Here is a 26,118-nt window from a genome sequence, read left to right as displayed (position 1 = left end):
GTGAGTGCAACAGAACGACGACTCATCTGCCCACCCTAGATCGGGGCGGGCGGGCCTAGTCGCCCGGTCTGCCAAGAGTGTCGCACCGAGCAATCCCCATACGGGACGCCCTTAAGCGCCTCGCGGTCACGCGGCGGGACGGAAGCGCCGACTGAAGTGCTGACCAGATTCGACCGTGCTGCGCGCGCGGCGGAGGCGCTTCTTCTCGTAGCGGAGCAGAGCGGTCGTGGTGCTCGCGGTATTGGAGTGCGTGCGGCGTGCGTGGTCGAGGGCGTCGGCAAGAGCTTCGGCGTCGTTGAGAGCCTCCGTGAAGCCGCGGCCGGTCATGGGTGTGGCAACGTGCGCGGCGTCTCCGATGATCGCAAGTCGTCCATCCACGAGACGGGTCGGGACGTACTCGGTGATGGGCGTGCCAAGGACGATGTTCTCTCGCAGGCTGGTGATCATGGCTTCGCGCCAGGGTGAGGGCCAGCGCGACTCGACCATGGCTGTCAGCTCGCGGCGGAGCGGAGGGGTGATGTCCTGTGGGCTCACGGAGTGGTGGACCGTGTCGTTGCGAACGTGACCGTTCCGGATCAGGAAGTCGTTGTGGGTGCTGTCGTACATCGCCCACCCGATGATGCGGTGACCTGGGGTCGCCGTTCCGTCGGCTCCGGGGAAGGATCCGGCGGCGAGTAGCGCGTCTGAGCCGAGGAAGACGCCGTCATCGAAGCGGCGGTCGCCCTGCACGCTGACGGGCAGGTCTTGCTCGTTGATGCTGGCGAGCCAGACCAGGTAGCCAGCGAATGTCGCGTCTTCGTGGTCGGGAGCGACTGCGCGTCGAACGACGCTCCGGTGGCCGTCGGCGCCGACGACGAGATCGGCGTGGAACGTGCCGGAGTCGGCGGTCACCCAGGCAGTGGTCTCGTCCTGGCCGACGGTGACGGCGCGGGTGTTGTGGACGAGGGTGACTGCGGGGTCGTGCTCGGCGGCGTGCAGGAGTGCCGTGTAGACGGTGTGCCAGGAGTGCATTCCAGCAATCAGTGATGTCGGCGCCGTGGGCTGGTCGGTGCGGCTGCCCCAACCGGTGACCTGTTCGACGAGGCCGTCGGGGATGAAGAGGCCGCCGCCGCGGCTGCGGACGGGGCCGCTGCGTTCGAGGACGGTGACGGTGATTCCGACTCGCGAGAGCGTCAGCGCCGTCATCAGGCCGGCGAGGGACCCGCCGACGACGATCGCCGTGGACGGTCGTGCTTCTGCGCGGGCCGCGGCGTTCATGTGCCGCTCGTGAGGGCGTCGAGGTCCCGGCGCACGGAGGCGGGCTCGTTGGCGAGGGGCATGTTCACTTGGTCCCGGATGCCGTCGATGGAGTCCGCGGCGTCGGGGTCGAGGGCGGCGAAGGCGGGGCTGAGGTCGTCCTGCTCGGGTCCGTGCTCGGAGACAAGTTCGAGGGTGCGGTGGGCGGCGTTCGGGTCGGTGAGAGCGGCGACGAGGACGCGGGCGATCTGGCGTCTGGCGATGGCGCCGTCCGCGGGGGATCCGGTCCAGCGATCGTCTCCCTGGCGCATCAGGATGCGGTCCTCGCCGGGGCCGTTGTAGTCGAACCACCCGGGTCGGATGATGGTGTATTGGTTGCCGCTGGCGCGGACGAGGCGTTCGCCTCGACGCTTCCAGTCGCTCATGTCGTGTCTCGCGGTGGCGCCGATCGAGGTCATCAACGAGATGCGGATCGGCGTGCCGTCGAGCGCTTCGAGGACGTTTCTCACGGCCCCGTAGTTGGCGCTTCCCCGTCGGAGCTGCCGTGGGTGAAGATCACCGCGTCGACGTCTTCGAGGGCGGAGCGGAGAGTGTCGATCTTGGTGGCGTCACCCACGATGATCTGGGCGCGCGGGTTGAGGTTCTTGGCGCGGCGCGTCTTCCGCACGAGGGCGCGGGTGGTGTGACCCGCGGCGACGGCCTGCTCGACGACGAGGGTGCCGATACTTCCCGTCGATCCGACGACGAGGACGGTCAGGTGCTGCTGGGTCATGGTGTGTTCCTGTTCTGCGAGGTGGGCCGGCGGCAGGGCCGCCAGCCCACCTCGCTGGTGGCCTAGAAGAACGTGGGTTCGCGGGGCGTGTAGGGGCCCTCGAGGGCGGCGATCTCGTCGTCGGTGAGCGTGAGTGCGAGGGCGGCGACGGCGTCCGTGAGGTGCTTGTCCTTCGTGGCGCCGATGATTGGGGAGCTGATCACGGGGTTCTTCAGTACCCAGGCCAGCGCGACGGTCGCCATGGCCACGCCACGGTCGGCGGCGATGGCCTCGACGGCGTCGACGATGGCCTTGTCGGAGTTCAGGAACAGAGGCCGACCGAACTGGTCGACGCTCGGGTAGGACTTCGCGCGAGTGGTGCTCTTATCGCCCCACGGGCGCGCGACGATGCCGCCTCCGAGAGGGCTCCACGTCAGGCTGCCGATGCCCTGGTCGGCGAGCAGGCCCTGCATCTCGCGCTCTTCTTCGCGCTGAACGAGGTTGTACTGGTCCTGCATGGAGATGAAGGTCGTCCACCCGTTCAGCTCGGCTGCCGTCTGCATCTTGGCGAACTGCCACGCCCACATGCTCGACGCGCCCAAGTAGCGCGCCTTCCCGGCCTTGACGACGTCGTGCAGCGCCTCCATCGTCTCCTCGACGGGGACCTCGGGGTCGAAGCGGTGGATCTGCATCAGGTCGACGTAGTCGGTGCCGAGACGGGTGAGGGACGCGTCGACCTGCTCGAAGATGGCCTTGCGGCTGAGCCCGCCGCCGCCGGCGTTCTGGCTCATCGGCCAGTAGATCTTCGTCGCGAGGACGATCTCCTCGCGGCTGGAGTACTCCCGGATCGCGCGGCCGACGATCTCTTCGGAGGTCCCCATCCCGTACACGTTGGCGGTGTCCCAGGTGGTGATGCCGAGCTCTACCGCTGTGCGGAACAGTGGGGCGGCCCCTTCTTCACCGAGCGACCAGTCGGCCATCGGGCCGGGGTCGCTGAAGCTCATGCAGCCGAGAGTGATCCGGCTGATCTTCAGCCCGGAGGTGCCGAGGCGGGTGTAGTCCATTGCGAGTGTCCTGTCAGGAGAAGAAGTGGGGTGGGGAGGTCATGGGCGGGCGGCGCGAGGCCGCCCACCCGTGGAGGAGGGGTTACGCCTCGGGGATCTCGAAGGCGTAGGCCTCGCGGGTGATCGACTCGACCGGGGGGCCGCTGCGGACTCCGGCGTCGAGGGCGTCGATCGCGGCGAGCTGGTCGGCGGTGAGCTCGAAGTCGAAGACGTCGAAGTTCTCCGCGATCCGGGCGGCCTTGGTCGACTTGGGGATGGCGGAGCGGCCCTCCTGGACGTGCCAGGCGAGCATGACCTGCGCCGGGGACTTGCCGTGCTCGGCCGCGATCTCGCCCAGGGTGGGGTTGTCGAGGGCGCTGTTCTGTCCCGGGATGTAGGTCGTGACGCCGCCGATGGGCGACCACGCCTGGGTGAGGATGCCGTGCTGGGCGTGGAGCGCCTGGAGGTCCTTCTGCTGGAAGTAGGGGTGCAGCTCGATCTGGTTGACCGCCGGCACGATCGTGGTCGCGTCCAGGAGCTGCTGGAGCAGGTCGGTGGTGAAGTTGCTGACGCCGATCGCGCGGATCTTGCCGTCGGCGTGCAGCTCCTCGAGAGCGCGGTAGGCGTCGAGGGTCAGGTCGAACTCGGACGGGAGCGGCTGGTGCAGGATCACGAGGTCGATCGTGTCGACGCCGAGCTTCGCGGCGCTCTTCTCGAACGCGTGCAGCGTGGCGTCGTAGCCGTAGTCGCTGATCCAGATCTTCGTCTCGATGAAGACCTCCTCGCGGGGCACGCCGGAGGTGCGGATGCCCTCGCCGACCTGCGCCTCGTTGCCGTACGCGGCGGCGGTGTCGATGTGGCGGTAGCCCACCCGCAGCGCCTCAGCGACCGCGGAGACGGTCTCCTCGGGGGGAGTCTGGAAGACGCCGAGGCCGATGGCCGGAAGCTCGACGCCGTTGTTCAGGGTGATGTTCGTGTTCGTCATGCTTCGACGCTACGAGCGGATGCTCCCGGGGTGAGAGTCACCAGCATTCGCCCCCAGCACGCTGGTGGGGGCGACCAGCAGTGACTCCCAGCCGCCGACGGCTCTGAGCTACCGTCAGCGGCATGGACACCCCGAACGACGTGCAGCAGTTCCTCACTGCCCTGCGCGGTCGCATCACCCCGGAGAAGGCAGGACTGACCGTCTTCGGCGGAGAGCGCCGCGTCCCGGGCCTTCGCCGTGCGGAAGTCGCCCAGCTCACCGGCGTCAGCACCGCGTACTACACGCGGATGGAGCGCGGTGACCTCTCCGGCGTCTCCGAGAGCGTCCTCTACGCACTCGTGCGCGCCCTTCAGCTGGGCGACGCGGAATCCGCGCACCTGTTCGACCTCGCCCGCGCCGCCACCGGTGCTCGCCGGCAGCCGCGCGCGAAACCGGAATCGGCCGTGTCCCCTCTCGTCGCCCAGCTCCTGGACACCATGCGCGACGTCCCCGCGATCGCGACGAACCGCGTCACGACCATCGCCGGCTCCAACGCACTCGGCCGCGCCGTGTTCCCCGACCTGTTCCCCGCCGACGGAGCCCCCGTGAGCGGCGCCCGGTACCTCTTCCTCGATGACCGTGCGAAGGACTTCTACCTCGACTGGGAGACCAGCGCCCGCGAAGCCGTCTCCGCGCTGCGTCTGCTCGCCGGCCAGGACCCCAGCGACAAGGCCCTCATGGCGCTCGTCGGCGAACTCGCCACCCGAAGCTCCGACTTCCGCACCTGGTGGGGCGGACACACCGTCCGCGTCCACAACTCCGGAACCAAGCGCATCAAGCACCCCGTCGTCGGAGAGATGACCCTCTCCTACGAGTCGATCGTCGTCCCCTCCAACGCGGGGATCGTCGTCGCGACCTACCTCGCCGAACCGGGAACGCCCTCCGCCGACGCCCTCGACCTCCTTCGTAGCTGGAGCGCTCAGCCTGTCGACCCGGCATTGAACGGATCAGCGTTCAACTGAGCCACAAGCAGCACCACCGTTGAGTGCCGTCAGTGGCCAGCAGGGGCGTCGCGTGGCTGTCAGAAGCCGCCGGCGGCGCGCACGGTGTAGTGCTCGGTGAGCGCGGTGTGCTCGTCCGGGGTGAGCTCGATGTCGACGGCTGCGGCCGCATCATCCAGGTGGTGGGGCTTTGTCGCGCCGATGATGGGGGCGGCGACGACGGGGTTGCTGAGCACCCATGCCATCGCGATCTGCGCCATCGGCACACCGCGGGCCTCGGCGATGCGCTGCACGGCGTCGATGACGGGGCGGTCGCGTTCGGTGTCGGCGAAGAAGCTGTTGCCCACCGGGTCGTCGGAGGAGCGCTGGGTCTGCTCGCCGGCGGGGCGGGCGACGCGGCCCTTCGCGAGGGGGCTGTAGGGGATGCTGCCGACGCCCTGGTCGGCGAGTAGGCCGAACATCTCGCGCTCCTCCTCGCGGTAGAGGAGCGAGTACTGGTCCTGCATCGAGACGAACCGGGTCCAGCCGTGCAGGTCCGCGGCGTGCTGCATGGTGGCGAACTGCCACGTCCACATCGCGGACGCGCCGATGTAGCGGGCCTTGCCGGCCTTGACGACGTCGTGGAGGGCTTCCATCGTCTCCTCGATCGGGGTCTCCGGATCGAAGCGGTGGATCTGGTACAGGTCGACGTAGTCGGTGCCGAGGCGGGTGAGCGACGCGTCGATCTGCTGCATGATCGCCTTCCGCGACAGGCCGGCGACGCGCAGCCCCGGACCACTGCCAGCGGTGTCGCCGAAGTGGGCCTTGGTCGCGAGGACGATCTCATCGCGGTTGGTGAACTGGCGCAGCGCTTCGCCGACGATGCGCTCGGAATCGCCGTAGGAGTACACGTTCGCGGTGTCCCAGAAGGTGATGCCGAGGTCGAGGGCCTGCCGGAAGTACGGCAGGGCGTCGTCCTTGGGGAGTGACCACGGGAGGTGGCCGCTGGCGGGGTCGCCGAAGCTCATGCAGCCGAGCGCGATGCTGCTGATTCTCAGGCCAGAGTTGCCGAGGCGGGTGTACTTCATGGCGTGAATCCTTTCGATGGGCGCGACGACGATAGCCGGGGCGGCTGGGGTGTCGAGCGGGTGCAGTGACGCGGGCGGGGTGAGCCCGCCGCTGTCACTGGGTTCTGGTGGGTGCCGTGGTCGGGGTGGGGCTGGCGGTCCAACTGGCGAGGACGCGGAGACGTTCTTCCGACACGGAGGCGGGTTCGGTGACGTAGGTGATGATCGTGATGTCGGGTTCGCTGGCGAGGGTGAGCGCTTCGCCGGTGACCTCGACCTCGCCGACCGTGGGGTTGTGCAGGGTCTTCGTGGCGCTGGTGTGCAGGCGCACGTTGTGGGAGGCCCACCAGGTGCGGAACGGGTCGCTGCGGGTGCTCAGTTCACCGATGAGGTCGGTCAGGGACCGGTCGAAGGGGGTGCGGCCGGCTTCGATGCGGAACGCGGAGACCATGTCGCGGGCGACGCGCTCCCAGTCGCCGTAGAACTCCTGCGAGGACGGGTCGAGGAAGAGGTACCGGGCGAGGTTCGCCGGCTCGTTCCCGTTCGGAACCAGGCCCGGCATGAGGGCGGCGCCGAGCTGGTTCATCGCGATGATGTCGGTGCGGCCGTTCCGGGCGTACGCGGGCAGTCCGCTCATCCCGTCGAGGATGCGCTGCACCCGGTTGCTGGCACGGAACTTCGCGGGGGTGCGCTGGGGCGTGGGACGGGTCAGGGCATGCTCGGCGTTCGCGGCCCGGGCGAGGTCGAACAGGTGCTGCTCCTCGGAGTCATCGAGCTGCAACGCCCTCGCGACGGCGTAGAGGACGGACTCGGAGACGCCGGCGAGCTTCCCGCGCTCCATCCGGTTGTAGTACTCCGCGCTGACCCCGGCGAGGGTCGCGACTTCCTCGCGGCGCAGGCCCTTCACGCGCCGGCCCGTCGCGGAGGCGGTGAGGCCGGCCGCTTCGGGGGTGATGCGGTCGCGACGGGTGCGGAGGAAGTCGCTCGCTTCGGTTCCGGTGTCCATGTGGGTCAGCGTAGGCCGGACCCGTCCGGGTGAAACAGACACTGCCAGTACACCAAACGCTGCTGCCTGTTCCGTAAGGAGGGGCCGCTGTTGGATGGGATCACCGGCGGAACCGCAGCCGGTCCGCTTCTTGGAAGGAATGCTCGTGAGCACCATCCCCACCGTCACCCTGAACACCGGCGCTGAGATGCCGCAGCTCGGCTTCGGCGTGTTCCAGATCCCCGCCGAGGACACCGAGCAGGCCGTCATCGACGCGATCAAGGCCGGCTACCGCCTCATCGACACCGCCGCCTCCTATGCCAACGAGGAGGCTGTCGGCCGCGGCATTGCCGCCAGCGGTGTGCCCCGCGAGGAGCTGTTCATCACCTCGAAGCTGTGGATCCAGCGCCGCGGCGAGGAGGGCGCCCGCGACGCGATCACCACGTCCCTGCAGAAGCTCGGCCTGGACTACCTCGACCTGTACCTGATCCACCAGCCCTTCGGTGACTACCACGGCGAGTGGCGTGCGCTCGAGCAGGCCCACAAGGACGGCCGGCTCCGCGCGATCGGCGTGTCCAACTTCGCCTCCGACCGCCTCGTGGACCTCATCGCGTTCGCCGACGTCGTGCCCGCGGTGAACCAGATGGAGACGAACCCCTTCCACCAGCAGGTCGACTACCAGGAGCTGCTGCACGCCGAGGGAGTGCAGCTCGAGGCGTGGGCGCCGTTCGCCGAGGGCAAGAACGACCTGTTCACGAACCCCGTCCTGACCGAGATCGGTGACGCGCACGGCAAGTCCGTCGCACAGGTCGTGCTCCGCTGGCTCGTCCAGCGCGGCGTCGTGGTCGTGTCCAAGTCCGTCAAGCCCGAGCGCATGCAGCAGAACCTCGACGTCCTCGACTTCGAGCTCACCGACGAGCAGATGGCGAAGATCGCCGAGCTCGAGGCGGGCGAATCGCAGTTCTTCTCCCACGTCGACCCCGACATGGTCCGCTGGCTCACCGGCCGCGCCGAAGCGTAAGCATGCCCGTCCACCAGCCCACCCGCAGGCAGCTCCTGCGGAGCGCCGCGGCCGGCGCGATCAGCGCCGCCGCGGCCGGGCTGCTGGCCGCCTGCACCACCCCGGCGCCTCCTCCCTCCCCGTCCACGCCTGACGCCGCCGCGCCCGCGCCGACCCCTTCGAGCTCGACAGGAACCTTCGTGACTCCCACCCCCAGCAGCCGGATCCTGCTCGCCTACTTCTCCCGCCCGGGCGAGAACTACTGGAACGGCGGCCGCCGAACCCTCGACGTCGGCAACACCGAAGTCCTCGCCGGCCTGCTCAGCGACCGTATCGACTGCGACGTCTACCGCATCGAGGCCGCCGACCCCTACTCCGACCGCTACGACCCCACCGTGGCGCGCAACGTGCAGGAGCAGGACACCAACGCACGCCCCGCGATCGCGAACCCCCTCCCCGACCTCACGGGCTACGACACGGTGCTGCTGGGCAGCCCGATCTGGAACGTGCAGCCGCCGATGGTCCTCGCGACCTTCACCGAAGGAGTCGACCTCACCGGGAAGACACTGCTCCCCTTCGTCACCTACGCCGTCAGCGGCCTGGGCTCCACCGACTCCTTCTACCGAGACCTCAGCACCGGCGCGCAGCTCGGCGACGGACTCGCCGTCCGCGGCGAAGACGTCGCCGAAGGCGTCCCCGACGTGGCGACCGACGTCGACCAGTGGCTCAGTGCCTCCGGCCTGGCCTGAAAGGCACCCTCATGACCGACCCCTCCCTCACCGTCCTCCTCGTCGGCGCCACCGGCAGCGTCGGCCGCCACGTCGTCACCGCCTCCCTCACCGCCGGACACCGCACCCGCGCGCTCGTGCGCACCCCGTCCCGCGCGAGCGACGTGGATCCCCGCGCGGAGACCGTCGTCGGGGACCTCACCGACGCGGCGACCCTCGCCGACGCGGTCGAGGGGATCGACGCGGTGATCTTCACCCACGGCGACAACGCTCACGCCGAGGCCGTGAACTACGGCGCCGTCCGCAACGTCCTCCGCGCCCTGAACGGCCGCCCGGTGCGCATCGCGCTGATGACGACCATCGGCGTCACAGTCCGCCACCCCAGCTCCGAGTGGAAGCGCCGCGGAGAACGCCTCGTCCGCGCCAGCGGCAACCGGTACACGATCGTCCGGCCCGGCTGGTTCGACTACAACGACGCGAACGAGCGGAAGATCCTGATGCTGCAGGGCGACACCCGCCGCAGCGGCTCCCCCGCCGACGGCGCCATCGCCCGCGACCAGCTCGCCCGCGTCCTCGTCGCCGCCCTCACCGACCCCGCCGCCGAGGGCCGCACCTTCGAGCTCTTCGACGAGCGCGGCCCCGAGCAGGACGACCTCAGCCCCCTGTTCGCCGCCCTCGACACGGACCCCGCCAGATCCGTCGATGGAGTGCTCGACCAAGCGAACCTGCCGCTCGAGCAGGAACCCGCGCCCGTCCGCGCGGACCTCGACCGCGTCCGCGCCACCCGCTGACCATCACCACCGACGGGAGAAGCGTCACGACACGAAGCCCCGTGAAAACACCGCCACGAAGAGCCGAGATCCACAGACAATGAGAGCCGCGAGATCTCGGCACGTCGAGACGCCATCTTCGGCGGCCGGACGACGACCCCCTTACGGGACGGGCGCGTCGCCTCCCCTGCCGTCACTAGCGTGACATTTTGACAGTATGGTGACGTATATTCGTCGCATGCACCCTCCGCAGCTCGCCGAGCACGACCCGCCCTTCCAGGATCTGGTGCTCAGCGTCTTCCACCTCAGCAACGTGCTGTCCGCGTCCGGGGACCGCCTCGTTGCGGATCTCGGGTTGACCTCGGCGCGCTGGCAGATCCTCGGAGCCCTCGCCGCGGGTGCGCCGCGGCCGGTCGCGTGGCTCGCCCGCGACCTGGACCTCTCCCGGCAGAACGTCCAGCGGATCGTGAACGACCTCGAACGCGACGGCTTCGTCGCCTTCCAGCCCAACCCGCACCACCGGCGCGCGCAGCTCGTCACCCTGACGCCGGAGGGTGACGCCGTGCTCGCCGCCGCCGCCGCCCGCGCCGCGCCCTGGGCGGGGAACGCCGCCGCGGGACTCGATCCGGCCGACGTCGACACCGCTCGACGCGTGCTCCACGCGATCGGCACCGCGGTCCAGGCCCACGACACCGACTCCCGCCCGAAGGACCCAGAATGAACGACCGACCGGACCTCCCGCCCCTGCTCAAGTACGGCAACGCTGCGGTGAAGCTCCTGAACCGACTCGGCGTCCCGGCCGGGCCGCCGAGGATCCTCACCGTCCGCGGACGCGTCAGCGGACAACCCCGTTCCACGCCCGTCTCGATCGTCACTCTCGAGGGCGCCCGATACGTCGTCGCCGGGCGGCGGATGGAGTGGGTGAAGAACGTCCGCGCGGCGGGCGAGGGCGAGATCCAGCGCGGTCGGCGACGCGAGAGAGTCACTTTCACCGAGCTCCCCGAGGAGCAGCGCGGCCCCGTCCTCCGCGCCTACTGGCATCAGCACAGCCAGGGACGAAAAGTCGCCGCCCGCATCTTCGAAGCCGGCGAGAACGCGGGCCCCGACGACTTCGCCGCGGCGGCCCCGCGCTGCGCGGTGTTCCAGCTCACGGCGGTCGACCTCGATCGCTGACCCGAGAACCGCTTCGCCACTTCGTACCGGTGAACGATCCCCTTACGGGACGGGCTGAGCATGCTCCAGCGGACTTCAAGGAGGTCGTAGGACCATGCTCAGCCGTCCAGGTCAGTTGAACAGTTCGCCAAGGACCTGGTCGCTGGATCCGCGGTAGCGGTCGCGCTGCTTCTGCCCGAAGGGTCCGTAGGGGTAGTCGTTCGGGGTGGGGGCGCTGACCTGGTCGAGGCGCCGGGTGGTGTCCTCGTCGAGGACGAGGTCGGCGGCGACGAGGTTCTGCTCGAGCTGGCGGACGGTCTTCGCTCCGATGATCGGCGCGGTGACGCCGGGGCGGTTCGCGATCCAGCTCAGCGCGACCTGGCTGGGCGTGACGTCGAGCTCGGTGGCCGCGGTGCGGACGGCGTCGACGACGGCCCAGTTCTGATCCTTCGCGGCGAGGTCGCCGAGGACGTGGCCGAACAGGGGGTTCCCCTGTCCGCCGCGGGTGTCGCTGCCGGCTTTCCGGTCGCGGTCGTACTTGCCGGTGAGGAAGCCGCTGGCGAGCGGGGACCAGGGCAGGATTCCGACCTGGTTGTGAAGGGCGGCGGGGATGATCTCGTACTCGATCTCCCGCGACGCGAGGCTGTACTGCGCCTGGAGGGTGACGGGGATCTGCACGCCCATCGCCTTCGCGGTGTCGAGGGTGAGCTGCAGCTGCCAGGCGGTGAAGTTGGACAGGCCGATGTAGGTGATCTTCCCGGCGTGCACGGCGTCGTCGAGGAAGCTCAGCGTCTCCTCGATCGGGGTGAGCGGATCCCAGCCGTGCAGCTGGTACAGGTCGACGTTCTCCCGGCCCAGACGACGCAGGGACGCGGTGAGCGCGCGGTTCAGGTGCCGGCGGGAGAGGCCGGTGTCGTTGGCGTCGGGTCCAGTGCCGAAGCGGCCCTTGGTGGTGAGGACGACCCGGTCGGTGACGTCGTCGGGGCGGCTGGTGAACCAGCGGCCGATGGTCTCCTCCGAGACGCCGCCGCCGTAGACGTTGGAGGTGTCGACGAGGTTGCCGCCGGCTTCGACGAACGCGTCGAGGACAGCGAACGCGTCGTCCTCGGGGGTCTCGGTGCCGAAGCCCATCGTGCCCAGGGCCCGGTTCGAGACGCTGGTGCCGGTGCGAGCGAGGGGGACGTACTTCATGGTCGTGCTCCGTTCAGAGGTAGTGAGCTTCTCGGTGCGCGTCGTGGCGGGGACACCGGCCGGCGACGACCCTCCGCCCGGGGGCGGTGGGATCGCGCGTCGTGCTTCTTCCAGAGAACGCTGTCCCGGCAAGGCGGGGAAGGCCGCCGTGAACACTGGGTGCGCCGCACCCAGGTACCGGCAGGACACCCTTCGCGGGAACGGTCCGGCATAGCCTCGGAGCGTGAAGCTGGAAGACGAGATCAAGGACTTCTTGACGACCAGGCGCGCCCGGATCAGCCCCGAGCAGGCCGGCGTCCCGATGTTCCTCGGCACCCGCCGCGTGCCCGGACTGCGCCGCGAGGAGGTCGCCCACCTCGCGGGCGTCAGCGTCGACTACTACAACCGGCTGGAACGCGGGAAGACGCAGGGCGCCTCGCGCGAAGTCCTCGACGCGATCGCCCGCGCCCTCCAGCTCGACGACACCGAACGCCAGCACCTGTTCGACCTCGTCCACACCACCCGCACCCGCACCACCGCGCCGAAGAAGCGCACGGCGCGCAGCCGCGTCACCTCGGCGCTGCAGGCGGTCCTGGACTCCATCACGGGACCGGCGTTCCTGCAGAACGAGCGCATCGACCTCGTCGCCGCGAACACTCTCGGCTGGGCCCTCTACCCGGCCGCCGCGGAAGCCGCACCCGCACCCTTCAGCCACCCACGATTCACGTTCCTCGACCCGCGCGCCAGCGACCTCATCACCGACTGGGACTCCACCGCCCGCACCACCGTCGCCCTCCTGCGCGGCGCCGCCGGCCGGAACCCCTACGACGACGACCTCATCGCCCTCGTTGGAACCCTCTCCACCCAGAGCGAGCACTTCCGCACCCTCTGGGCAGCACACGACGTCGTCCGCTACCGCGGCGGCGCGAAGCACTTCCAGCACCCCACCGTCGGCGAACTCGAATTCGGCTACCAGACCTTCGACGTGCCCACCGACCCCGGCCTCGTCCTCCTCGTCTACACCGTCGAACCAGACTCCCCCACCGCGCAGGCCATGACCCTCCTCTCCAGCTGGATCGCCCCCACCGCCGACCGCCCCGCGGAGCGCAGCGCCACCGACCAGCACCGATGACAGCGCCCGCACCCGCACGCACCACCGACACCGGCCACAGCTCCCCGAAACGGACCCTGTTCCTCGCGTCGCTCGGCTTCTTCCTGATCACCCTCGACATCCTCATCGTCAACGTCGCCCTCACCCGCATCAGCGACGACCTCGGCGGCGGCACCACCGGCCAGCAGTGGATCATCGACGGCTACACGCTCCTGTTCGCCTCGCTGCTGCTCTTCGCCGGGAACCTCGCCGACCGGATCGGCGCGAAGCGCGCCCTCGGCACCGGGATCGCCCTGTTCCTGCTGTCGTCGATCGCCTGCGCCCTCGCCCCCACCGTCGGAGCGCTGATCGCCGCCCGGTTCGTGCAGGGCGCTGCGGCCGCCGCGATGCTGCCCTCCTCGATGGCGCTGATCCGCGAGGCGTTCCCCGACGCCCGCGAGCGCGCCCGCGCCCTCGGCGTCTGGGCCGTCGGCGGGGCGGTCGCCGGCGCCGTCGGCCCGCTCCTCGGCGGCCTGCTGACCACGATCGACTGGCGGCTCGTCTTCCTCATCAACATCCCGGTCTGCGCGGTCATGCTCGTCCTGCTGCGCTGGGTCGCCCCCTCGCCCACCACCTCGCCGCCGTTCGACTTGGCCGGCCAGGCCCTCTCCCTCGCCGGGCTCGGCGCGCTGATGTACGGGCTGATCGAGGGCGGCGCGATCGGCTTCGACGACCCGCTCGTCCTCGGCTGCCTCGCCCTCGCCGTCCTCGCGCTGTCCGGCTTCCTGGTCGTGCAGCAGCGCGCCCGCCATCCGATGATGCCGCCCGACCTCTTCCGCAGCCGGAACATGCGCCTCGCCCTCCTCGTCGGCTTCGCGTTCATGGTCGGCAACTTCGGCTCCGTGTTCGTCGTCAGCCTCTACCTCCAGCAGCACCTCGGCCTCACCCCGCTGCTCGCCGGGCTCGCCTTCCTGCCCTCCGCCGCCTTCGCCGTCGTCGGCAACATCGTCAGCGGCCGGCTCGCCAACCGCTTCGGACCGCGCCTGCCGATCGTCGGCGGGCTCGCCACGATGGCCGTGGGGCTCCTCGGACTCCTCGCCGCCGCACCGCTCGGCGCGCCGCTCCTCGTCAGCGGGTTGCTCGTGCTCACCGGCGCCGGCGGCTCCGTCGCCATGCCGCCCGCGACCGCCGTGGTCCTCGCCAGTGTCCCGCCGCACCGGGCGAGCACGGCCAGCGCCGTCTTCAACACCTTCCGCCAGATCGGCGGCGCCGTCGCCATCGCCGTCTTCGGCGCCCTCCTCGCCGGGTCCGACTTCGTCGACGGCATGCGGACCAGCATGCTGATCGCCGCCGCCGTCCTCGTCCTCGCCGCTGCGGCCGGCTCTTTCGTTACCCCACGAGAACAAAAGCCCTAGTCCCTAAAGACATCCACACGCGGCACCGAACGCCGCGGGAAGACCGCCATCGAGCGCCGCGATCCACAGACACTGCCGCCCACGCCGAAGCGCGGCGCATACCGCTCGACGAACTGATGCAGTATACGATCCCTATACGGGACGCGCATAGCGTCACCGGAGAGCGTGCCGGGCCTCAATGGTGGCCTGCAGCTGCCGTTGCATTACGGCGATGTCGGGATGGTCCCGACTCCAGAGATGTGCGAGCTGGTAGGTGTGAGCGATGTCGTCCGGCGTGGCCGTGTCCCACCAAGTGGGATCGTGGGTGGCAGTGAGGGCGGCCCGGGTGCGACGGAGGCCGGCGGCGAGACGGTTGAGCATCCAACGCGCTTCATCGGGATTCGTCTTCGCGCGCCAGAGAGCGTCGATGTGCATTTGCGCTGTGAGGTCGGCGAGATGGCGAGCGGCGGCGATCGCAAGGGTGAGGTCGTCCATCGTGTCGTCTCGTCACGTCGTGCCATGGGTGGCGCGGGTCGCTTCGTCTCGGCGGGGTGCGCCGAGACGAAGCAGCCATGGCGCTTGCTCGTCGCGGGAACTCGCGAGCAGGGGTGGGGCTGGGGATTCACCTGCTCGTGAGCGCCTCGGGTTCTTCCGCACCTGTGCCGAGGCAGAGGAAGGGTTCAGCAGGAGTGCGACTGCTCTCGCCGGAGGTGGGTTTCAGTCGAGTGCGCCTGTTGCCGCCCAGCTGCTGAGGAGGGTGAGTCTGTCCGCGGTGTCGGAGCCGTCATCGGCGGTGTAGGTGGTGATCGACAGCCCGTTCTCGCCAGGCATCTCGAACACGTCGTAGGTGAGGTCGAGGTCGCCGACAGCGGGATGCCGGTAGATCTTCCGTCCGGTGCGGTGCTCGTGGACGTCGCGGTCGGTCCAATCGATCCGGAACTGCGGGCTTCGCGTGGCTAGCTCTCCGATGAGTGCTGTCAGTTCGGCGTTCAGGGGATCTCGACCTGCTTCGAACCGGAGCATCGCGGCAGTGAGGCTGCAGGCGAGGGACCAGTCCTCGTAGAAGTCTCGTGCTCGGGAGTCGAGGAAGATGAAGCGCGCCAGGTTGGGGTGCTCCGCTTCGAAGTGCGGGGCGAAGAGGGCGCGGCCGGCGAGGTTGGACGCGATGAGCGACTGGGCGGCGTCGATGACGACGGCAGGCACTGCCATGTTGTCGAGGACGCGCTGGACCGACTCGCGAACAGCGGGGGGCGAGGAGGCGTCGCCGTGCTGAGCCGCGAGGGCGAGTGGGGCTGTCCGAGCGAGATCGAACAGGTGCTCCCGTTCGACGTCATCGAGGTGCAAGGCACGCGCGATCGCGTTCAGGATGCTGTCCGAGGCGCCTTCCAGTCCGCCGCGCTCGAGCCGGGTGTAGTAGTCCGCGCTGATTCCCGCGAGCATCGCCACTTCCTCGCGACGCAGACCAGGAACGCGGCGTTCACCGCCGAGGACAGGGATCCCGGCGTCGGCCGGCGTCAGGTTGCCGCGGCGGGAGATGAGGAACTCCCGGATGTCGCTCTTCCGATTCATGATCGCTCCAAGCTAGGACGCCGAGGTCTGCAGGGGGGCACCTCGGCGCCTCGGGACGGTGGCGGCTAGAGGGTGAGGAGGACCTTCGTCGCGCGGCGCTCGTCCATGGCCTTGTAGCCCTCAGACGCCTGCTCGAGCGGAAGGGTGAGGTCGAAGACCTTGCCCGGGTCGATCGCGCGATCCCAGATCAGCTGAATCAGGTCCGGCAGGAACCGGCGGACAGGAGCCGGCCCGCCCTGGGTGTGGATGCCGGCCATGAAGAGGTCGATGCCGGGGAGCTGCACGCCGTAGTTCACGCCGACGAAGCCGAGGTGGCCGCCTCCGCGAGTGGCGCCGACGGCCTGCATGAAGGACTCCTGCGTGCCGACCGCTTCCACGACCGAGTGGGCTCCGAGGCCGTCGGTGAGCTCCTTGATCCGTGCCACTCCCTCGTCGCCGCGCTCCTCGACGATGTCGGTCGCTCCGTAGAACCGGGCGAGCTCCTGCCGGTCCTTGTGCCGCGACATGGCGATGATGCGCTCTGCACCGAGCTGCTTCGCGGCGAGGATCGCCATCAGTCCCACTGCTCCGTCGCCGACGACGGCCACCGTCTTACCGGGTCCGGCCTCGGCCGCGACCGCGGCGTACCAGCCGGTTCCGAGGACGTCGGAAGCGGCCAGCAGCGACGGGATGAGGTCCGCGTCCGGCTGGCCCGGGGTGGCGACGAGGGTCCCGTCGGCGTAGGGGATCCGAGCTTTCTCGGCCTGCGTGCCGATGGTCGCCGCCACGAACTCGGCGTGAACGCACTTGGACTGGAAGCCTGCCTGGCAGATCTCGCAGGTGTTGTCGGAGATGACGAACGAGCCGACGACGAAGTCGCCCGGCTTCACTGTCTTCACGTCCGCGCCGACCTCCTCGACGATGCCGACGTACTCGTGACCCATCGCCTGATGATCCGCCGGTTCCACACCGCGGTAGGGCCACAGGTCCGATCCGCAGATGCACGTGGCGGTGAGCTTCACGATGGCATCGGTCGGGTGGACGATCGTCGGGTCCTCCCGCTCCTCCACTCGAACATCGCCGGCGGTGTGCATGACCACTCCACGCATGGGTTTCCTCCTTGCTCTCGGCATCCGTGATGCCGTTGCGAACGATGGGCGTCCTCGCGACCCCACACGTTCATAGAACGACGATGCACGGCGAGAGTGGGAGACCCGATTCGGTCCCCCCAGCGCTGCACAGACCTCGAGGGCGCTCTCGGAGAGCCGAGCACTGAGAGAGCAGCTCCCAGGGCATGCGCGTCCGTTCAGCGATCCCCTAACGGACGCCCGCACGACACGGGACGCCTAGAGCCCCTTTGGGAAGCCGATCGGCCGAAGGTCTGGGTCGAGCATCTCCCATTGGCGCCGCCGCTCAGCCTCGACACCGCCCTCCTCCATCCCGTGTAGCGCGATCGCTTTCGCTGCGTAGGTCGCAGCGTGGGGAGAGTGGTCGAACATATGGGCGACGGCGGCGGCTTGGCCGGCCGCTCTCGCGGCTGCGGTCGCTCCGGCAGCGCCGGCCTGAGTGGCGGAGCGTGCGGCGGCGTGAGCCGCGAACGCAGCGGAGCGGCAATCCGTCATCGGGACCTCTCCTCGCTCCCAAGCCCGGAGGACGTTGAGCGCCCGTCGCGGGCGAGTGTCGGCCGGGTCCCATTCCTCGAATACGGGCAACGCTCGTTCTGCACAGTCGGCCGCCCAGCGTGCCAGCGCTCGGTGGATCTTCGGCTCAGGGTTGGACCACTTCTGCTTCGCGGATTCGATCACGAAGCCATCGAACCAGCGGCCGGCGCCGAGAACATCAGCCGTGGGCCGGTTGGTCGCACGAGCCCTGCGCGTACGTAGCCCCACCCCCTACCGGAGGCCCGCCAGATCATCATCCGCGCGCGACGGTCGGCCTGGCATTGCGCCGCCGTGATCATCGCTCGGGAGTCGAGGGACGGCCTTACGGCATGTGGGAGGCGATGGCCGCGAGGGCGAAGCCGACGAGTGCGGTCGGCAACGCCAGGATGCACCAGACGATTTCCCACCCGTGGTGAGCATGGGCCCCGCTTGTCGCGCGAACGACGGTGAGGACCCAGACGCTGATAGCGCTGATGAGGGCGACGATGCCAGCCGCGAGGAGGAAGGCTTTCCCTGCTGCAGCCTCCTCGTCGGTGGGCATCAATCCCATGCCGATTCCTCTCTCACTGATGGAGAGGTAGGTCAGCACGACGGGTGCGACGATCATCCCGAGGATGGCGATCGCGGCGATCACCGAACTCAGGTGTCCCTTCCGAGCGACGTCAACTACGCAGTGCACACTATCCGCGCGTCGCTACCCTCGCCCCCCTGCGAGCGGGCCGCTCGTCGTCGGCATGGAGACGCCCTGCCGGACGCCCGCTGGACCATCCTCTAGCGGGAGGCTTCACCAGCGATGGCGGGCGCCTGAGCCGGAGCTCCTGCTCGGATCTGCACGAGGGTGAGGTCGAGGAGCGGCGTCGGGACGCTCAGCTCCCGCGCTCGACGAGCGAGGTCGCCGAGCAGGTGCTCGGCCTCGGTGGGCAGGCCGGCGACGAGGTCGCGGTAGAGCGAGGTCGTGAAGGCGGACCCCTCCTCGGTGAGGATCGCGAGGGACTGCTCGTGCGCCGCGGCGGACACCGGCAGGCCTGCCGCGTCGGCGACGGTCTCCGCCTCCTCGATCGCGTCGAGGATCCACGGGAGGGCCCCCGCCTCGAGGGCCGGGCCGATCGCGCTGCGGAAGAGGCAGGTGACGACGCCCGCTGCGGCGATGAAGACCCACTTCTCCCACAGCGCGGAGAGCACGTCATCGGACACCCGCAGGTCGATGCCGGGGACGTCGAGCGCCTCGGCCACGTGGGCCGGCACCGGTGCGTCCGTCAGCGAGCCGATCGTGAGCACCGAGAGCCCGGTCATCTGGCGGACCGCGCCGCCGTCGAGAGTCGCGACGATCTTGGCCGAGCCGCCGAGCACTCGCCCGGGGAACTCGGTCTGCAGCAGGTCGATGTGCGCCGTGCCGTTGAGGATCGGCAGCACGAGCGTCTTCGCGTCGACCCAGGCACGGACATCGGCCACGGCGTCCTCCAGCGCCGACGCCTTGACCGTCACGAGCACCAGATCGAAGGCGGGCGCCTCCTCCCCCACGACCAGTGTCGTCACGTCGAGGGTGCGGTCCTCCGAAGGCGAGACGAAGCGGAGTCCGTCTCTCCGCAGCGATTCGGCCCTGCCGGCACGCACCAGGTAGGTGACGTCGCGGCCGGCTTCCTGCAGGCGGCTCCCGAACGCACCACCGGTCGCGCCCGCTCCGATGATGAGAATCCGCACGGCGATGCCCTTCTGTCGCGACCACGAGTCCTCCGAGAGTAGGACGTGGCCGCCACCCCGCTCGACCAGCCGCAGCGTTCACCGGCAGCTCCGCACCCGTGGACAGCGGACCCGGTCACCGGTCAGCGGGCAGGAACGGCCCTCCGTACTCGCGGATGTGCGCGATCCTCCCGTCGCGGAGGGTGAGAACGGAGATGTACCGTCGGCGCTGCGCTCCCGGCATGTCGGCGCGGACGAGGACGCCGACGTACTCGCAGACCAGGACATCGGGTCGATCGGTCGGCAGGACGCTGGTGAAGTCGACCCGCTCGAAGCGCAGGAAGCCCGCGAGACCGGCGACCATGCGCTCGATCGCGGGCCGGCCGACGATCGGCGCGCTGTCGCCGTCGCCGTCGAACGGCACCTCGATCGTCCCGTCCTCGCAGAAGAGGTCGGGGAAGGTCCTGACCTCTGGATCGATCCGCCCTTCGAGGGCAGCCGAGAACGCGACGACCGCCGCGTCGAAACCGCTGGAGTCCGAGGTCATCAGCGGACCCGCGTGCTGCGGCGGAGGGGACGGAGACGATCGGGAGTGGACGGCATGGTCCCTTCCTAGCGTGAGAGCCCTCGGAACGGTGGTGAATCGCCCTCGTGGAGTACCCCGTCGAGTCGGAGCGCTCGCTGTCAAGCATCCGATCCGCTCTTGCCGGGCGTCCGCGATCGCTGTTCTCCGAGTCCGGAAGCTCTCCCGCCGGCCGGACCGCGGACCGGCCCCGCACCCGGGCGCCTCGACGAGGCCGCTGCCACGACCGATCGAGGAGCACCCCATGACCGACCCCGCACCCGAACGCTACTACCGCACCAACGGCATCTGGACCGACCGCCTCGTCCGCCGCGACGGCCGCTGGCTCTTCGCTGAGCGCAGCTACCGATACCTGTGGCTCGACCTCTCCCCGTTCAACGGGGACGTCTTCCCGCTCCAGGGCGACTGACGACGAACGGGCGGAGACACCGTCGGGGCTCCGTGATCCCCTGGCGATGCGCTCGAGGGCGGCGACCTGGTCGGCGGAAGGCCCGCCCGAGACGCGCGCTCAGTGTCCCGTTGAACGATCCCCATACGGGACATCGATCGTGCTTGACAAGAGGATCCGACCGGAAGCGCGCAGCACCCCCGATCGAGCTGCGGCCGACTAAGAGAATGCGCGCACGCCCGTGACGTCAGAGCCCCTTGGATGGCTCAACGCGGCATCTGAAGAGACGCACGGGGCCTCCCCGCCGGACGGATCGGCGGGGAGGCCCTTCTGCACGCGGTCCTCCGGTCAGCAGGCCTTCAGTCGTGCGACGTCGTCGGAGAGTGTGCCGGGTCCTCCGAGGAGGATGACTCTGTCGGCGCCGAGGGCGGTGATGTCGTCGAGGACCTTGCGGGGGACGCAGTCGGGGCGGACCGCGAACAGGGGACTGCTCGTGTAGCCGGCGGCGGTAGCGCCGGCGAGGGCGTCGGGGAAGTTCTCGCCGGTGGCGAAGTAGACGGTCTCGGCCGCTGTGAACGCGGCCCGGTTGAGCTGCTCGGAGGTGTCGTAGCGGTCGGTCCCGCCGATTCTCGTCGAGGGGACGCCGAGTGAGCTGCGGATGCCCTCGCTCACCGAGAGGCTGCTGCCGGCGATGGTGAGCGAGCTCGTGCCCAGGTCGGTCAGGAGCTGCCGGGTCGCGGGTGCAGCCGATGCCTGTCCGCCGTTCACGAGGAGCACGGGGGCGTCGACGGATCCCGCCGCGGCGCTGGCGCCGAGGGCGTCGGGGAACTTCTCACCCGTGGCGATCCAGGCCCTGCTCGCGCCGGAGGGGAACGCGTAGCGGACGATCCTGTCGGCCGTGTCGTAGCGGTCGACGCCTCCGATGCGCTGGATCCCGCCCGAGCCCGCGTAGCCTCGCAGCTCGTTCAGGAGTCCGTCGCCGACGCTGAGCGCGGAGCCCACGACGACGATCTTCGCCGGCCGGAGGCGGCTCAGCTCGTCTCGGACGCTCTGGCTCATGGTGTCGCGGTCGACGAGGAGCAGCGGGCCTCCCTGCGTCGCAGCGGCCGGGGCGGCGGCGAGCGCGTCGGGGAACTTGCCGCCCGTAGCGACGTAAGTGACGGGCACTCCCGGCGCGAAGGTCGCCTTCGATATCTCGACGGCGGTCCCCTGACGATCGCTCCCCGCAAGGCGCGTCACATCGACGTCGGGTGCGGGAGTGTCGGTGCGGGTGACGGTGAGCCGATACGGCAGGCCTGCCGTGACTCCTCCTGTGCGAGCGGAAACGAGGAAGTACACGTTCCCTGCGGGAGCGGCGACGGTCATGGCCCGCAACGTCTCCCCTTCGCAATCCGAACCCTGGAGGTCGGCTGTCGTCAGCCGGTTCCCGGCGTTGTCGTAGGAAGAGACCGAGTAGACCTTCCCCGTCCCGAGGTCGCACGCGAACCGGAAGTCGATGCTCAACCGTGCGGGAGAGGGGAGCTGGAGGCGGAAGTAGTCGCAGTCGGAGCTGTTGCAGCCACCGTCGAAGATGGATCCCTCGATGGTCTGTCCGAGGGTGATGACGTCGGCCGTCGCGGTCGTGCCGTTCTTCTCCGTCTCGACGACGCCCGGAGTGAGGCTCGCGCTGAGGGAGTAGGCCTGACCGGACCAGATGTACCCGCTGCTGAATCCGGCCACGCGGGTCTTCAGCTGGACATAGGACGTGCCCGAGTCCACGTACATCCCGAGGCCTCGCAGTCGGCTTCCGTCGTAGTCGGCTGAAGAGATCGTCTCGGTGTAGATGTAGTCGCCTCGGGCGTCCTGGACCACCAGCTCGAACGACGAGGCGGTGCCCAGGGAGTCCGAGAACCGCAGGTCGAGGACGAGCCGCCCCGCGCTCGGCGCCGCGATCCGGTAGACGTCGCAGTCGTAGAAATTGTTGTCGCAGTCTCCGGACGGCCCGAAGACGGCGGCGACGCCCGTTCCGAGCGCCAGCGGTTGAGCAGTCGCCGTCGACCCGTTCGGCTCAACCTCCAACGCCTCCGCCGCCCGCGCGGGTGGCGCTGCGATCAGCGTCGCGAACAGGAGCAGCAGGACGAGCACTGCGAGCAGTGGACGGGCGAGCGGACGAGGAGCGGCGTAGGACGACATCGGTCGCCTTTCTCGGCAGTGAGGAGTGGTTCCGGACGCCGCGGCCGCATCGAAGGAGCCCGAGGCCGCGTGCCGCTCACTGTAGGCATTCCGCCCCGACCTGTCGATGAGTAGGACTACCCACCCGCACGGGGAGCCACGTCACGGCCGGGGACCGAGGCTGACGCCGCCGAGCCGGAGGAGCGGTGCGGGGGCGTCCGGCCCACGCGCACCGCTCTTCTGCTCAGTCGCGCTCTGCGTGCGGCTCGGACGTGTCCCGGTCGCCGATCGGCTGTCGGACACGCTTGCGTTCCCATGCCCGGTCCCGCGGGTCGCGCAGCCGCCGCGGCTGGGGCTGAGCATCCGAGACCTCTCCGACGCGCAGTTCGCTCTGTTCGAGTCGCTGTTGAAGGCGACCATCGGCACGGCCACCGGCCTCGGCTATGACGAGGTCCAGCAGCACCTCAACGCGGACGACTACCTCGCGGACAACGGGGGCGGCGACGACTACGGCCGCTCCCAGTTCTTCGTCGCCTTCCTCGGAGTCCCTCAGGACACCGGCACCTGGGAGTTCCAGTTCGGCGGCCACCACCTCGCTGTCGCGAACACCTACATCGACGGCTCCCTCGCCGGCGCGACCCCCTCCTTCCGCGGCATCGAGCCCAACGGCGACTTCGAATGGGACGGCGCGACGAACCACCCGATGGCCGAGAAGGAAGCCGCTTTCACCGCCGCGTTCTCCTCCCTCACGAGCGAGCAGCAGGCGACCGCGAAGCTCAGCGACGTCAACTCCGACCTCGTGCCCGGCCCCGGCGACGACTGGGCGTTCCCCCCGACCAAGGAAGGCCTCCAGGTCTCCTCGCTCTCCGCCGACCAGAAGTCGCTCGTCCTCGCCGCGATCGCCAGCTACGTCGACGACATCGCCGACGCGGACGCCACCACCATCCTGGCGAACACCGCGGGCGCCCTGCTCGGCACGGTGCTCGCTCCCGTGCTCGTCCTGCTCACCGGGCGGCGCAGCGAGCGCGACGCGGGGCAGCCGCGGCCGGTCACCCTGCGGCGCCGGCTGTTCGGGATGCTCTGCGACGCCCTCGTGCTGACCCTGGTGTCGGGGGCGCTGGCGTCGGTGACCGCGCTCGGCCTCGCGCTCCTCGAGCCGGGTGTGCCGCCGGGGCTCAGCCCGCTGGTGCTGGGCGTCCTCGCCTTCGTGGCGCCGGCACTCCAGCTCGTGCTGGTGCTGCGCACCGGGCGGACGATCGGCGAGGCCGTCGTCCGGCTGACGCCCTCGACGACGCCGGTGCTGTGGCAGCGGCTGGTCCGTTGGGCGCTGGGGTCCGGCGGATGGGCGGCCGCGCTCGCCTCCCCGCTGCCCGGCTCCGGGACCGGCGCGACGCTGCTCGTCCTGGCGGCGCTCGTCGGGGTGCTCGCCACCCGGGACCGCCGCGGTTTCGCGAGCGCGGTCGCAAGGCTGCGGGTGATCGACGACCGGGCGGCACCTGCCGAGGACGCTGTGGACGCGATCGACTCCCCCTGACCACAAGGTCCGCACATCTCGCTGGAGTGTCGTTATAGTGAGAAACGCGAAGTCGCACGATATCGCCACGAGCGATCCGCCTCCCTCCGCACCCACCACCTCTTGACTCCTGGAGACACCTCCGTGACCGCCGCACCCATCCGCGCCGCGACTTCCCCGGCGCCCGCCGCCGTGAGCCCGTCGGGATGAGCGGCGGCGACGAGCAGAGGGCGGCCTCCCGCCCCTACGACGCCCGGCGGCGGCGTGAGCGCGGCGACACCGATCGGGCGCAGACCCGGGCGCGGATCCTCGACGCCGCCGCGGGACTGTTCCTCAGCCAGGGCTACGCGGGGACGACGATCTCGCAGCTGGCCCGCGCGGCGGGGACCTCCGTGCAGACCATCTACCTCGCGATCGGCGGCAAGGCCGACGTGCTCCGCGCGCTCACGGCGGCGATGACGACCGGGGAGGACTCCGAGGCGGGCGTCACCGACCAGGACTGGGTCGCGGCGGTCGCGGCGGAGTCCGATCCCGAGCGGCAGCTGCGGCAGCTCGCCCACCACTCCGTCGCCCTGGCGCAGCGGGCCGCGCCGCTCTGGAACGTGATGGCCGCCGCCGCGCAGGACGACCCCGACCTCGGCGAGGACCTCGCCCGGCAGAGCGCCGGCCGCCTCGCCGACCAGCAGGCGTTCGCCCGGCTCGTGCGCGGTCCGCTGCGCGACGACATGACCCCGGAGCAGGCGGGCGACATCCTCTACGCCCTCGCCAGCCCGCAGCTCTGGAACCTGCTCGCCCTCGACCGCGGCTGGAGCGCCGAGCAGCTCGAGCGGTTCCTCGGGGACGCGCTCACCCGCCTGCTCCTCCCGCCGCACGCCGAGAGCCCCGCGAACCACCCCGAAGACTCCGAGCACCACCCCGAACCGACCTGATCGAGGAGCCGTCGTGGCCACCATCCTGCTCTGCAGCACTCCCCTCTACGGTCACCTGGCACCGCTGCTCGCCATCGGCAGGCATCTGGCCGAGTGGGGGCACCACGTCATCGTGCTGACCGGCTCCGCCTTCGAGGAGCGCGTGCACGACGCCGGCCTGCACCACGAGGCCCTCACCGGTCGAGCCGACTTCGACGAGCGCGACGAGGCGAGCTTCCTGCCCGACCTGCACCGGCACCGCGGCCTCGCGCTCTCGCGGTACCAGGTCGAGCAGACGTTCGTCGCGACCCTGCCGGAGCAGCACCGCGCCGTCCGGGCGATCCTCGACCGGGAGCGGATCGACGCCGTCGTGACCGACTCCTTCTTCGCCGGGATCCTGCCGCTGCTCGAGGCGGACCCATCCTCGCGCCCGCCGATCCTCGGCGTCGGCATCGGCCCGCTCGTGCAGGTCAGCCGCGACGTCGCCCCGTTCAACACGGCACTGCCGCCCTCCGCGACGCCGCTCGGGCGGCTGCGGAACCGCGCGCTGAACCTCCTCGTGGCCCGCCTGCTCTTCGCGAAGACCCAACGGCTCGCGGAGCGGCTGACCCTGGACACCGCGGGCGTGCCCCTCCGCACCTTCGTCCTGGACTTCACCGCGGCGTTCGACCGCTTCGTGCAGCTGGGCCCGGCGGAGTTCGAGTACCCCCGCTCGGACCTCAGCCCGAACGTGGTGTTCGCCGGACCGATCCCGAGCACCCCCTCGCCGGCCGCCCTGCCCGACTGGTGGGCCGACCTGCACGACGGCCGCCCGGTGGTGCACGTCACCCAGGGCACGCTCGACAACCACGACTTCGGGAAGGTCGTCCGCCCCACCCTCGAGGCGCTCGCGCACGAGGACGTGCTCGTCGTCGTCAGCACCGGCCGCGCACCGCTCGCCTCCCTCGGCCCGCTGCCGGCGAACGCCCGCGCCGCGGAGTTCCTGCCCTACGAGCAGCTGCTGCCGCTGACCTCCGTGATGGTCACCAACGGCGGCTTCGGCGGCACCCTGCTCGCCCTCCGTCACGGCGTCCCACTCGTGGTCGCCGGCGCCGCCGAGGACAAGCCCGAGGTCGCCGCCCGCGTCGCGCACTTCGGCGTCGGCCTCGACCTGCGGACCGGGCGTCCCTCCGCCGAGGCGCTCGGCACGGCGATCCGCGCCGTGCTGCGCGACCCCGCCTACCGCGCCCGAGCCGTCGAGATGGCGGCGTCGATCGCCCGCTGCTCCCCGCTGGCCACGATCGACGACGAGCTGAGCCGCCTCCTGCGGCGGGACCGGAAGGGCTGAGAGCGCTCCCGGGGCGACCGGCCCCCGCC

The 26,118-nt window shown here is 70.2% G+C and carries 28 protein-coding genes; 12 read left to right on the top strand and 16 right to left on the bottom strand.

Annotated features, from left to right (window positions below; all coding sequences use genetic code 11):
* Positions 1–126: 126 nt before the first annotated feature.
* The 5 genes from MT355_RS14580 to MT355_RS14565 form a co-directional block, all read right to left on the bottom strand.
* Positions 127–1,257 carry an FAD-dependent monooxygenase gene (locus MT355_RS14580; protein ID WP_374204661.1) on the bottom strand — a complete coding sequence of 377 codons (1,131 nt, stop codon included), beginning with the start codon at positions 1,255–1,257 and terminating at the stop codon, positions 127–129.
* Positions 1,254–1,745 carry an NAD(P)H-binding protein gene (locus MT355_RS21335; RefSeq protein ID WP_308197397.1) on the bottom strand — a complete coding sequence of 164 codons (492 nt, stop codon included), beginning with the start codon at positions 1,743–1,745 and terminating at the stop codon, positions 1,254–1,256. The genes MT355_RS14580 and MT355_RS21335 overlap by 4 nt, the downstream gene beginning before the upstream one ends.
* Positions 1,742–2,008, bottom strand: a complete 267-nt coding sequence (locus MT355_RS21330) for an NAD(P)H-binding protein (RefSeq protein WP_279392413.1) — start codon at positions 2,006–2,008, stop codon at positions 1,742–1,744. Before MT355_RS21330 ends, MT355_RS21335 begins: the two co-directional genes overlap by 4 nt.
* 62 nt (positions 2,009–2,070) lie before the next feature.
* Positions 2,071–3,051, bottom strand: a complete 981-nt coding sequence (locus tag MT355_RS14570; RefSeq protein WP_243600059.1) for an aldo/keto reductase — start codon at positions 3,049–3,051, stop codon at positions 2,071–2,073.
* Positions 3,052–3,133: 82 nt separating this feature from the next.
* Positions 3,134–4,015: an aldo/keto reductase gene (locus tag MT355_RS14565; RefSeq protein WP_243600058.1), complete on the bottom strand. Its 882-nt coding sequence runs from the start codon at positions 4,013–4,015 to the stop codon at positions 3,134–3,136.
* 122 nt (positions 4,016–4,137) lie between these two features.
* Here MT355_RS14565 and MT355_RS14560 point away from each other — a divergent pair, with 122 nt between their 5' ends.
* Positions 4,138–5,016 (top strand): helix-turn-helix transcriptional regulator, encoded by an 879-nt coding sequence (locus MT355_RS14560; RefSeq protein WP_243600057.1) that lies wholly within the window; start codon positions 4,138–4,140, stop codon positions 5,014–5,016.
* Positions 5,017–5,075: 59 nt separating this feature from the next.
* Here MT355_RS14560 and MT355_RS14555 read toward each other — a convergent pair whose 3' ends face one another.
* The gene (locus tag MT355_RS14555) at positions 5,076–6,062 is read right to left on the bottom strand and encodes an aldo/keto reductase (protein WP_243600056.1); all 987 of its coding nucleotides are present in this window, start codon (positions 6,060–6,062) and stop codon (positions 5,076–5,078) included.
* A 94-nt stretch (positions 6,063–6,156) separates the two neighbouring features.
* Positions 6,157–7,047 (bottom strand): helix-turn-helix domain-containing protein, encoded by an 891-nt coding sequence (locus tag MT355_RS14550; protein WP_243600055.1) that lies wholly within the window; start codon positions 7,045–7,047, stop codon positions 6,157–6,159.
* Positions 7,048–7,201: 154 nt separating this feature from the next.
* Here MT355_RS14550 and MT355_RS14545 point away from each other — a divergent pair, with 154 nt between their 5' ends.
* The 5 genes from MT355_RS14545 (at position 7,202) to MT355_RS14525 (ending at position 10,697) form a co-directional block, all read left to right on the top strand.
* A complete protein-coding gene (locus tag MT355_RS14545; RefSeq protein ID WP_374204663.1) occupies positions 7,202–8,047 on the top strand; it encodes an aldo/keto reductase in 846 nt (281 codons plus the stop codon).
* A 179-nt stretch (positions 8,048–8,226) separates the two neighbouring features.
* Positions 8,227–8,775 (top strand): flavodoxin, encoded by a 549-nt coding sequence (locus MT355_RS14540; RefSeq protein WP_243600053.1) that lies wholly within the window; start codon positions 8,227–8,229, stop codon positions 8,773–8,775.
* Between the two features lie 11 nt (positions 8,776–8,786).
* On the top strand, positions 8,787–9,545 hold the full coding sequence (locus MT355_RS14535; RefSeq protein ID WP_243600052.1) for an SDR family oxidoreductase: 759 nt from the start codon (positions 8,787–8,789) through the stop codon (positions 9,543–9,545).
* 217 nt (positions 9,546–9,762) lie between these two features.
* A complete protein-coding gene (locus MT355_RS14530) occupies positions 9,763–10,245 on the top strand; it encodes a MarR family winged helix-turn-helix transcriptional regulator (protein WP_243600051.1) in 483 nt (160 codons plus the stop codon).
* The gene (locus MT355_RS14525; RefSeq protein ID WP_243600050.1) at positions 10,242–10,697 is read left to right on the top strand and encodes a nitroreductase family deazaflavin-dependent oxidoreductase; all 456 of its coding nucleotides are present in this window, start codon (positions 10,242–10,244) and stop codon (positions 10,695–10,697) included. Before MT355_RS14530 ends, MT355_RS14525 begins: the two co-directional genes overlap by 4 nt.
* 111 nt (positions 10,698–10,808) lie before the next feature.
* On the opposite strand, the gene MT355_RS14520 is transcribed toward MT355_RS14525, so the two are convergent.
* Positions 10,809–11,867, bottom strand: coding sequence for an aldo/keto reductase (locus tag MT355_RS14520; RefSeq protein WP_243600049.1), 1,059 nt, complete (start codon positions 11,865–11,867; stop codon positions 10,809–10,811).
* Positions 11,868–12,090: 223 nt separating this feature from the next.
* Between MT355_RS14520 and MT355_RS14515 the strand changes: the two genes are divergently transcribed.
* Both MT355_RS14515 and MT355_RS14510 read left to right on the top strand, forming a co-directional pair.
* Complete coding sequence (locus MT355_RS14515) at positions 12,091–12,978, top strand: helix-turn-helix transcriptional regulator (RefSeq protein WP_243600048.1); 888 nt, start codon at positions 12,091–12,093, stop codon at positions 12,976–12,978.
* Positions 12,975–14,351 (top strand): MFS transporter, encoded by a 1,377-nt coding sequence (locus tag MT355_RS14510; protein WP_243600047.1) that lies wholly within the window; start codon positions 12,975–12,977, stop codon positions 14,349–14,351. The genes MT355_RS14515 and MT355_RS14510 overlap by 4 nt, the downstream gene beginning before the upstream one ends.
* A gap of 153 nt (positions 14,352–14,504) precedes the next feature.
* Here the strand turns inward: MT355_RS14510 and MT355_RS14505 are convergent, their stop codons facing one another.
* The 7 genes from MT355_RS14505 to MT355_RS14480 form a co-directional block, all read right to left on the bottom strand.
* A complete protein-coding gene (locus MT355_RS14505; protein ID WP_243600046.1) occupies positions 14,505–14,825 on the bottom strand; it encodes a hypothetical protein in 321 nt (106 codons plus the stop codon).
* A gap of 222 nt (positions 14,826–15,047) precedes the next feature.
* Positions 15,048–15,899, bottom strand: a complete 852-nt coding sequence (locus tag MT355_RS14500; RefSeq protein WP_243600045.1) for a helix-turn-helix transcriptional regulator — start codon at positions 15,897–15,899, stop codon at positions 15,048–15,050.
* Between the two features lie 65 nt (positions 15,900–15,964).
* Positions 15,965–16,987, bottom strand: a complete 1,023-nt coding sequence (locus MT355_RS14495; protein WP_243600044.1) for a zinc-dependent alcohol dehydrogenase family protein — start codon at positions 16,985–16,987, stop codon at positions 15,965–15,967.
* Positions 16,988–17,224: 237 nt separating this feature from the next.
* Positions 17,225–17,683 carry a putative immunity protein gene (locus tag MT355_RS21755; protein ID WP_374204659.1) on the bottom strand — a complete coding sequence of 153 codons (459 nt, stop codon included), beginning with the start codon at positions 17,681–17,683 and terminating at the stop codon, positions 17,225–17,227.
* A gap of 178 nt (positions 17,684–17,861) precedes the next feature.
* The gene (locus tag MT355_RS14490) at positions 17,862–18,173 is read right to left on the bottom strand and encodes a hypothetical protein (protein WP_243600043.1); all 312 of its coding nucleotides are present in this window, start codon (positions 18,171–18,173) and stop codon (positions 17,862–17,864) included.
* Between the two features lie 137 nt (positions 18,174–18,310).
* Positions 18,311–19,240 carry a 2-dehydropantoate 2-reductase gene (locus MT355_RS14485; protein WP_243600042.1) on the bottom strand — a complete coding sequence of 310 codons (930 nt, stop codon included), beginning with the start codon at positions 19,238–19,240 and terminating at the stop codon, positions 18,311–18,313.
* Positions 19,241–19,355: 115 nt separating this feature from the next.
* Positions 19,356–19,766, bottom strand: coding sequence for a nuclear transport factor 2 family protein (locus MT355_RS14480; protein ID WP_123735699.1), 411 nt, complete (start codon positions 19,764–19,766; stop codon positions 19,356–19,358).
* A gap of 280 nt (positions 19,767–20,046) precedes the next feature.
* On the opposite strand from MT355_RS14480, the gene MT355_RS14475 reads away from it, so the two are divergent.
* A complete protein-coding gene (locus MT355_RS14475; protein WP_243600041.1) occupies positions 20,047–20,211 on the top strand; it encodes a hypothetical protein in 165 nt (54 codons plus the stop codon).
* A gap of 327 nt (positions 20,212–20,538) precedes the next feature.
* On the opposite strand, the gene MT355_RS14470 is transcribed toward MT355_RS14475, so the two are convergent.
* Complete coding sequence (locus MT355_RS14470; protein ID WP_243600040.1) at positions 20,539–22,362, bottom strand: cell wall-binding repeat-containing protein; 1,824 nt, start codon at positions 22,360–22,362, stop codon at positions 20,539–20,541.
* Between the two features lie 106 nt (positions 22,363–22,468).
* Here MT355_RS14470 and MT355_RS14465 point away from each other — a divergent pair, with 106 nt between their 5' ends.
* The 3 genes from MT355_RS14465 (at position 22,469) to MT355_RS14455 (ending at position 26,089) form a co-directional block, all read left to right on the top strand.
* The gene (locus MT355_RS14465; RefSeq protein WP_279392412.1) at positions 22,469–23,875 is read left to right on the top strand and encodes a DUF3500 domain-containing protein; all 1,407 of its coding nucleotides are present in this window, start codon (positions 22,469–22,471) and stop codon (positions 23,873–23,875) included.
* Between the two features lie 185 nt (positions 23,876–24,060).
* Positions 24,061–24,783, top strand: coding sequence for a TetR/AcrR family transcriptional regulator (locus MT355_RS14460; protein WP_243600038.1), 723 nt, complete (start codon positions 24,061–24,063; stop codon positions 24,781–24,783).
* A 13-nt stretch (positions 24,784–24,796) separates the two neighbouring features.
* Complete coding sequence (locus MT355_RS14455; RefSeq protein ID WP_243600037.1) at positions 24,797–26,089, top strand: glycosyltransferase; 1,293 nt, start codon at positions 24,797–24,799, stop codon at positions 26,087–26,089.
* Positions 26,090–26,118: the final 29 nt, after the last annotated feature.

It is taken from the genome of Rathayibacter sp. VKM Ac-2929 (genome assembly GCF_022815495.1).
Taxonomy (GTDB): domain Bacteria; phylum Actinomycetota; class Actinomycetes; order Actinomycetales; family Microbacteriaceae; genus Rathayibacter; species Rathayibacter festucae.
Note: the sequence above shows the minus strand (reverse complement) of the source record. Positions and strands in the feature narration are given on the sequence as shown.

What these genes read in the sequence shown, in the direction of transcription:
- MT355_RS14580 (WP_374204661.1), bottom strand. Translation starts at nt 1,257, where the DNA reads ATGAACGCCGCGGCCCGCGCAGAAGCACGACCGTCCACGGCGATCGTC.
- MT355_RS21330 (WP_279392413.1), bottom strand. Translation starts at nt 2,008, where the DNA reads ATGACCCAGCAGCACCTGACCGTCCTCGTCGTCGGATCGACGGGAAGT.
- MT355_RS14570 (WP_243600059.1), bottom strand. Translation starts at nt 3,051, where the DNA reads ATGGACTACACCCGCCTCGGCACCTCCGGGCTGAAGATCAGCCGGATC.
- MT355_RS14565 (WP_243600058.1), bottom strand. Translation starts at nt 4,015, where the DNA reads ATGACGAACACGAACATCACCCTGAACAACGGCGTCGAGCTTCCGGCC.
- MT355_RS14560 (WP_243600057.1), top strand. Translation starts at nt 4,138, where the DNA reads ATGGACACCCCGAACGACGTGCAGCAGTTCCTCACTGCCCTGCGCGGT.
- MT355_RS14555 (WP_243600056.1), bottom strand. Translation starts at nt 6,062, where the DNA reads ATGAAGTACACCCGCCTCGGCAACTCTGGCCTGAGAATCAGCAGCATC.
- MT355_RS14550 (WP_243600055.1), bottom strand. Translation starts at nt 7,047, where the DNA reads ATGGACACCGGAACCGAAGCGAGCGACTTCCTCCGCACCCGTCGCGAC.
- MT355_RS14535 (WP_243600052.1), top strand. Translation starts at nt 8,787, where the DNA reads ATGACCGACCCCTCCCTCACCGTCCTCCTCGTCGGCGCCACCGGCAGC.
- MT355_RS14530 (WP_243600051.1), top strand. Translation starts at nt 9,763, where the DNA reads ATGCACCCTCCGCAGCTCGCCGAGCACGACCCGCCCTTCCAGGATCTG.
- MT355_RS14525 (WP_243600050.1), top strand. Translation starts at nt 10,242, where the DNA reads ATGAACGACCGACCGGACCTCCCGCCCCTGCTCAAGTACGGCAACGCT.
- MT355_RS14520 (WP_243600049.1), bottom strand. Translation starts at nt 11,867, where the DNA reads ATGAAGTACGTCCCCCTCGCTCGCACCGGCACCAGCGTCTCGAACCGG.
- MT355_RS14510 (WP_243600047.1), top strand. Translation starts at nt 12,975, where the DNA reads ATGACAGCGCCCGCACCCGCACGCACCACCGACACCGGCCACAGCTCC.
- MT355_RS14505 (WP_243600046.1), bottom strand. Translation starts at nt 14,825, where the DNA reads ATGGACGACCTCACCCTTGCGATCGCCGCCGCTCGCCATCTCGCCGAC.
- MT355_RS14500 (WP_243600045.1), bottom strand. Translation starts at nt 15,899, where the DNA reads ATGAATCGGAAGAGCGACATCCGGGAGTTCCTCATCTCCCGCCGCGGC.
- MT355_RS14495 (WP_243600044.1), bottom strand. Translation starts at nt 16,987, where the DNA reads ATGCGTGGAGTGGTCATGCACACCGCCGGCGATGTTCGAGTGGAGGAG.
- MT355_RS14480 (WP_123735699.1), bottom strand. Translation starts at nt 19,766, where the DNA reads ATGACCTCGGACTCCAGCGGTTTCGACGCGGCGGTCGTCGCGTTCTCG.
- MT355_RS14475 (WP_243600041.1), top strand. Translation starts at nt 20,047, where the DNA reads ATGACCGACCCCGCACCCGAACGCTACTACCGCACCAACGGCATCTGG.
- MT355_RS14470 (WP_243600040.1), bottom strand. Translation starts at nt 22,362, where the DNA reads ATGTCGTCCTACGCCGCTCCTCGTCCGCTCGCCCGTCCACTGCTCGCA.
- MT355_RS14465 (WP_279392412.1), top strand. Translation starts at nt 22,469, where the DNA reads ATGAGTAGGACTACCCACCCGCACGGGGAGCCACGTCACGGCCGGGGA.
- MT355_RS14460 (WP_243600038.1), top strand. Translation starts at nt 24,061, where the DNA reads ATGAGCGGCGGCGACGAGCAGAGGGCGGCCTCCCGCCCCTACGACGCC.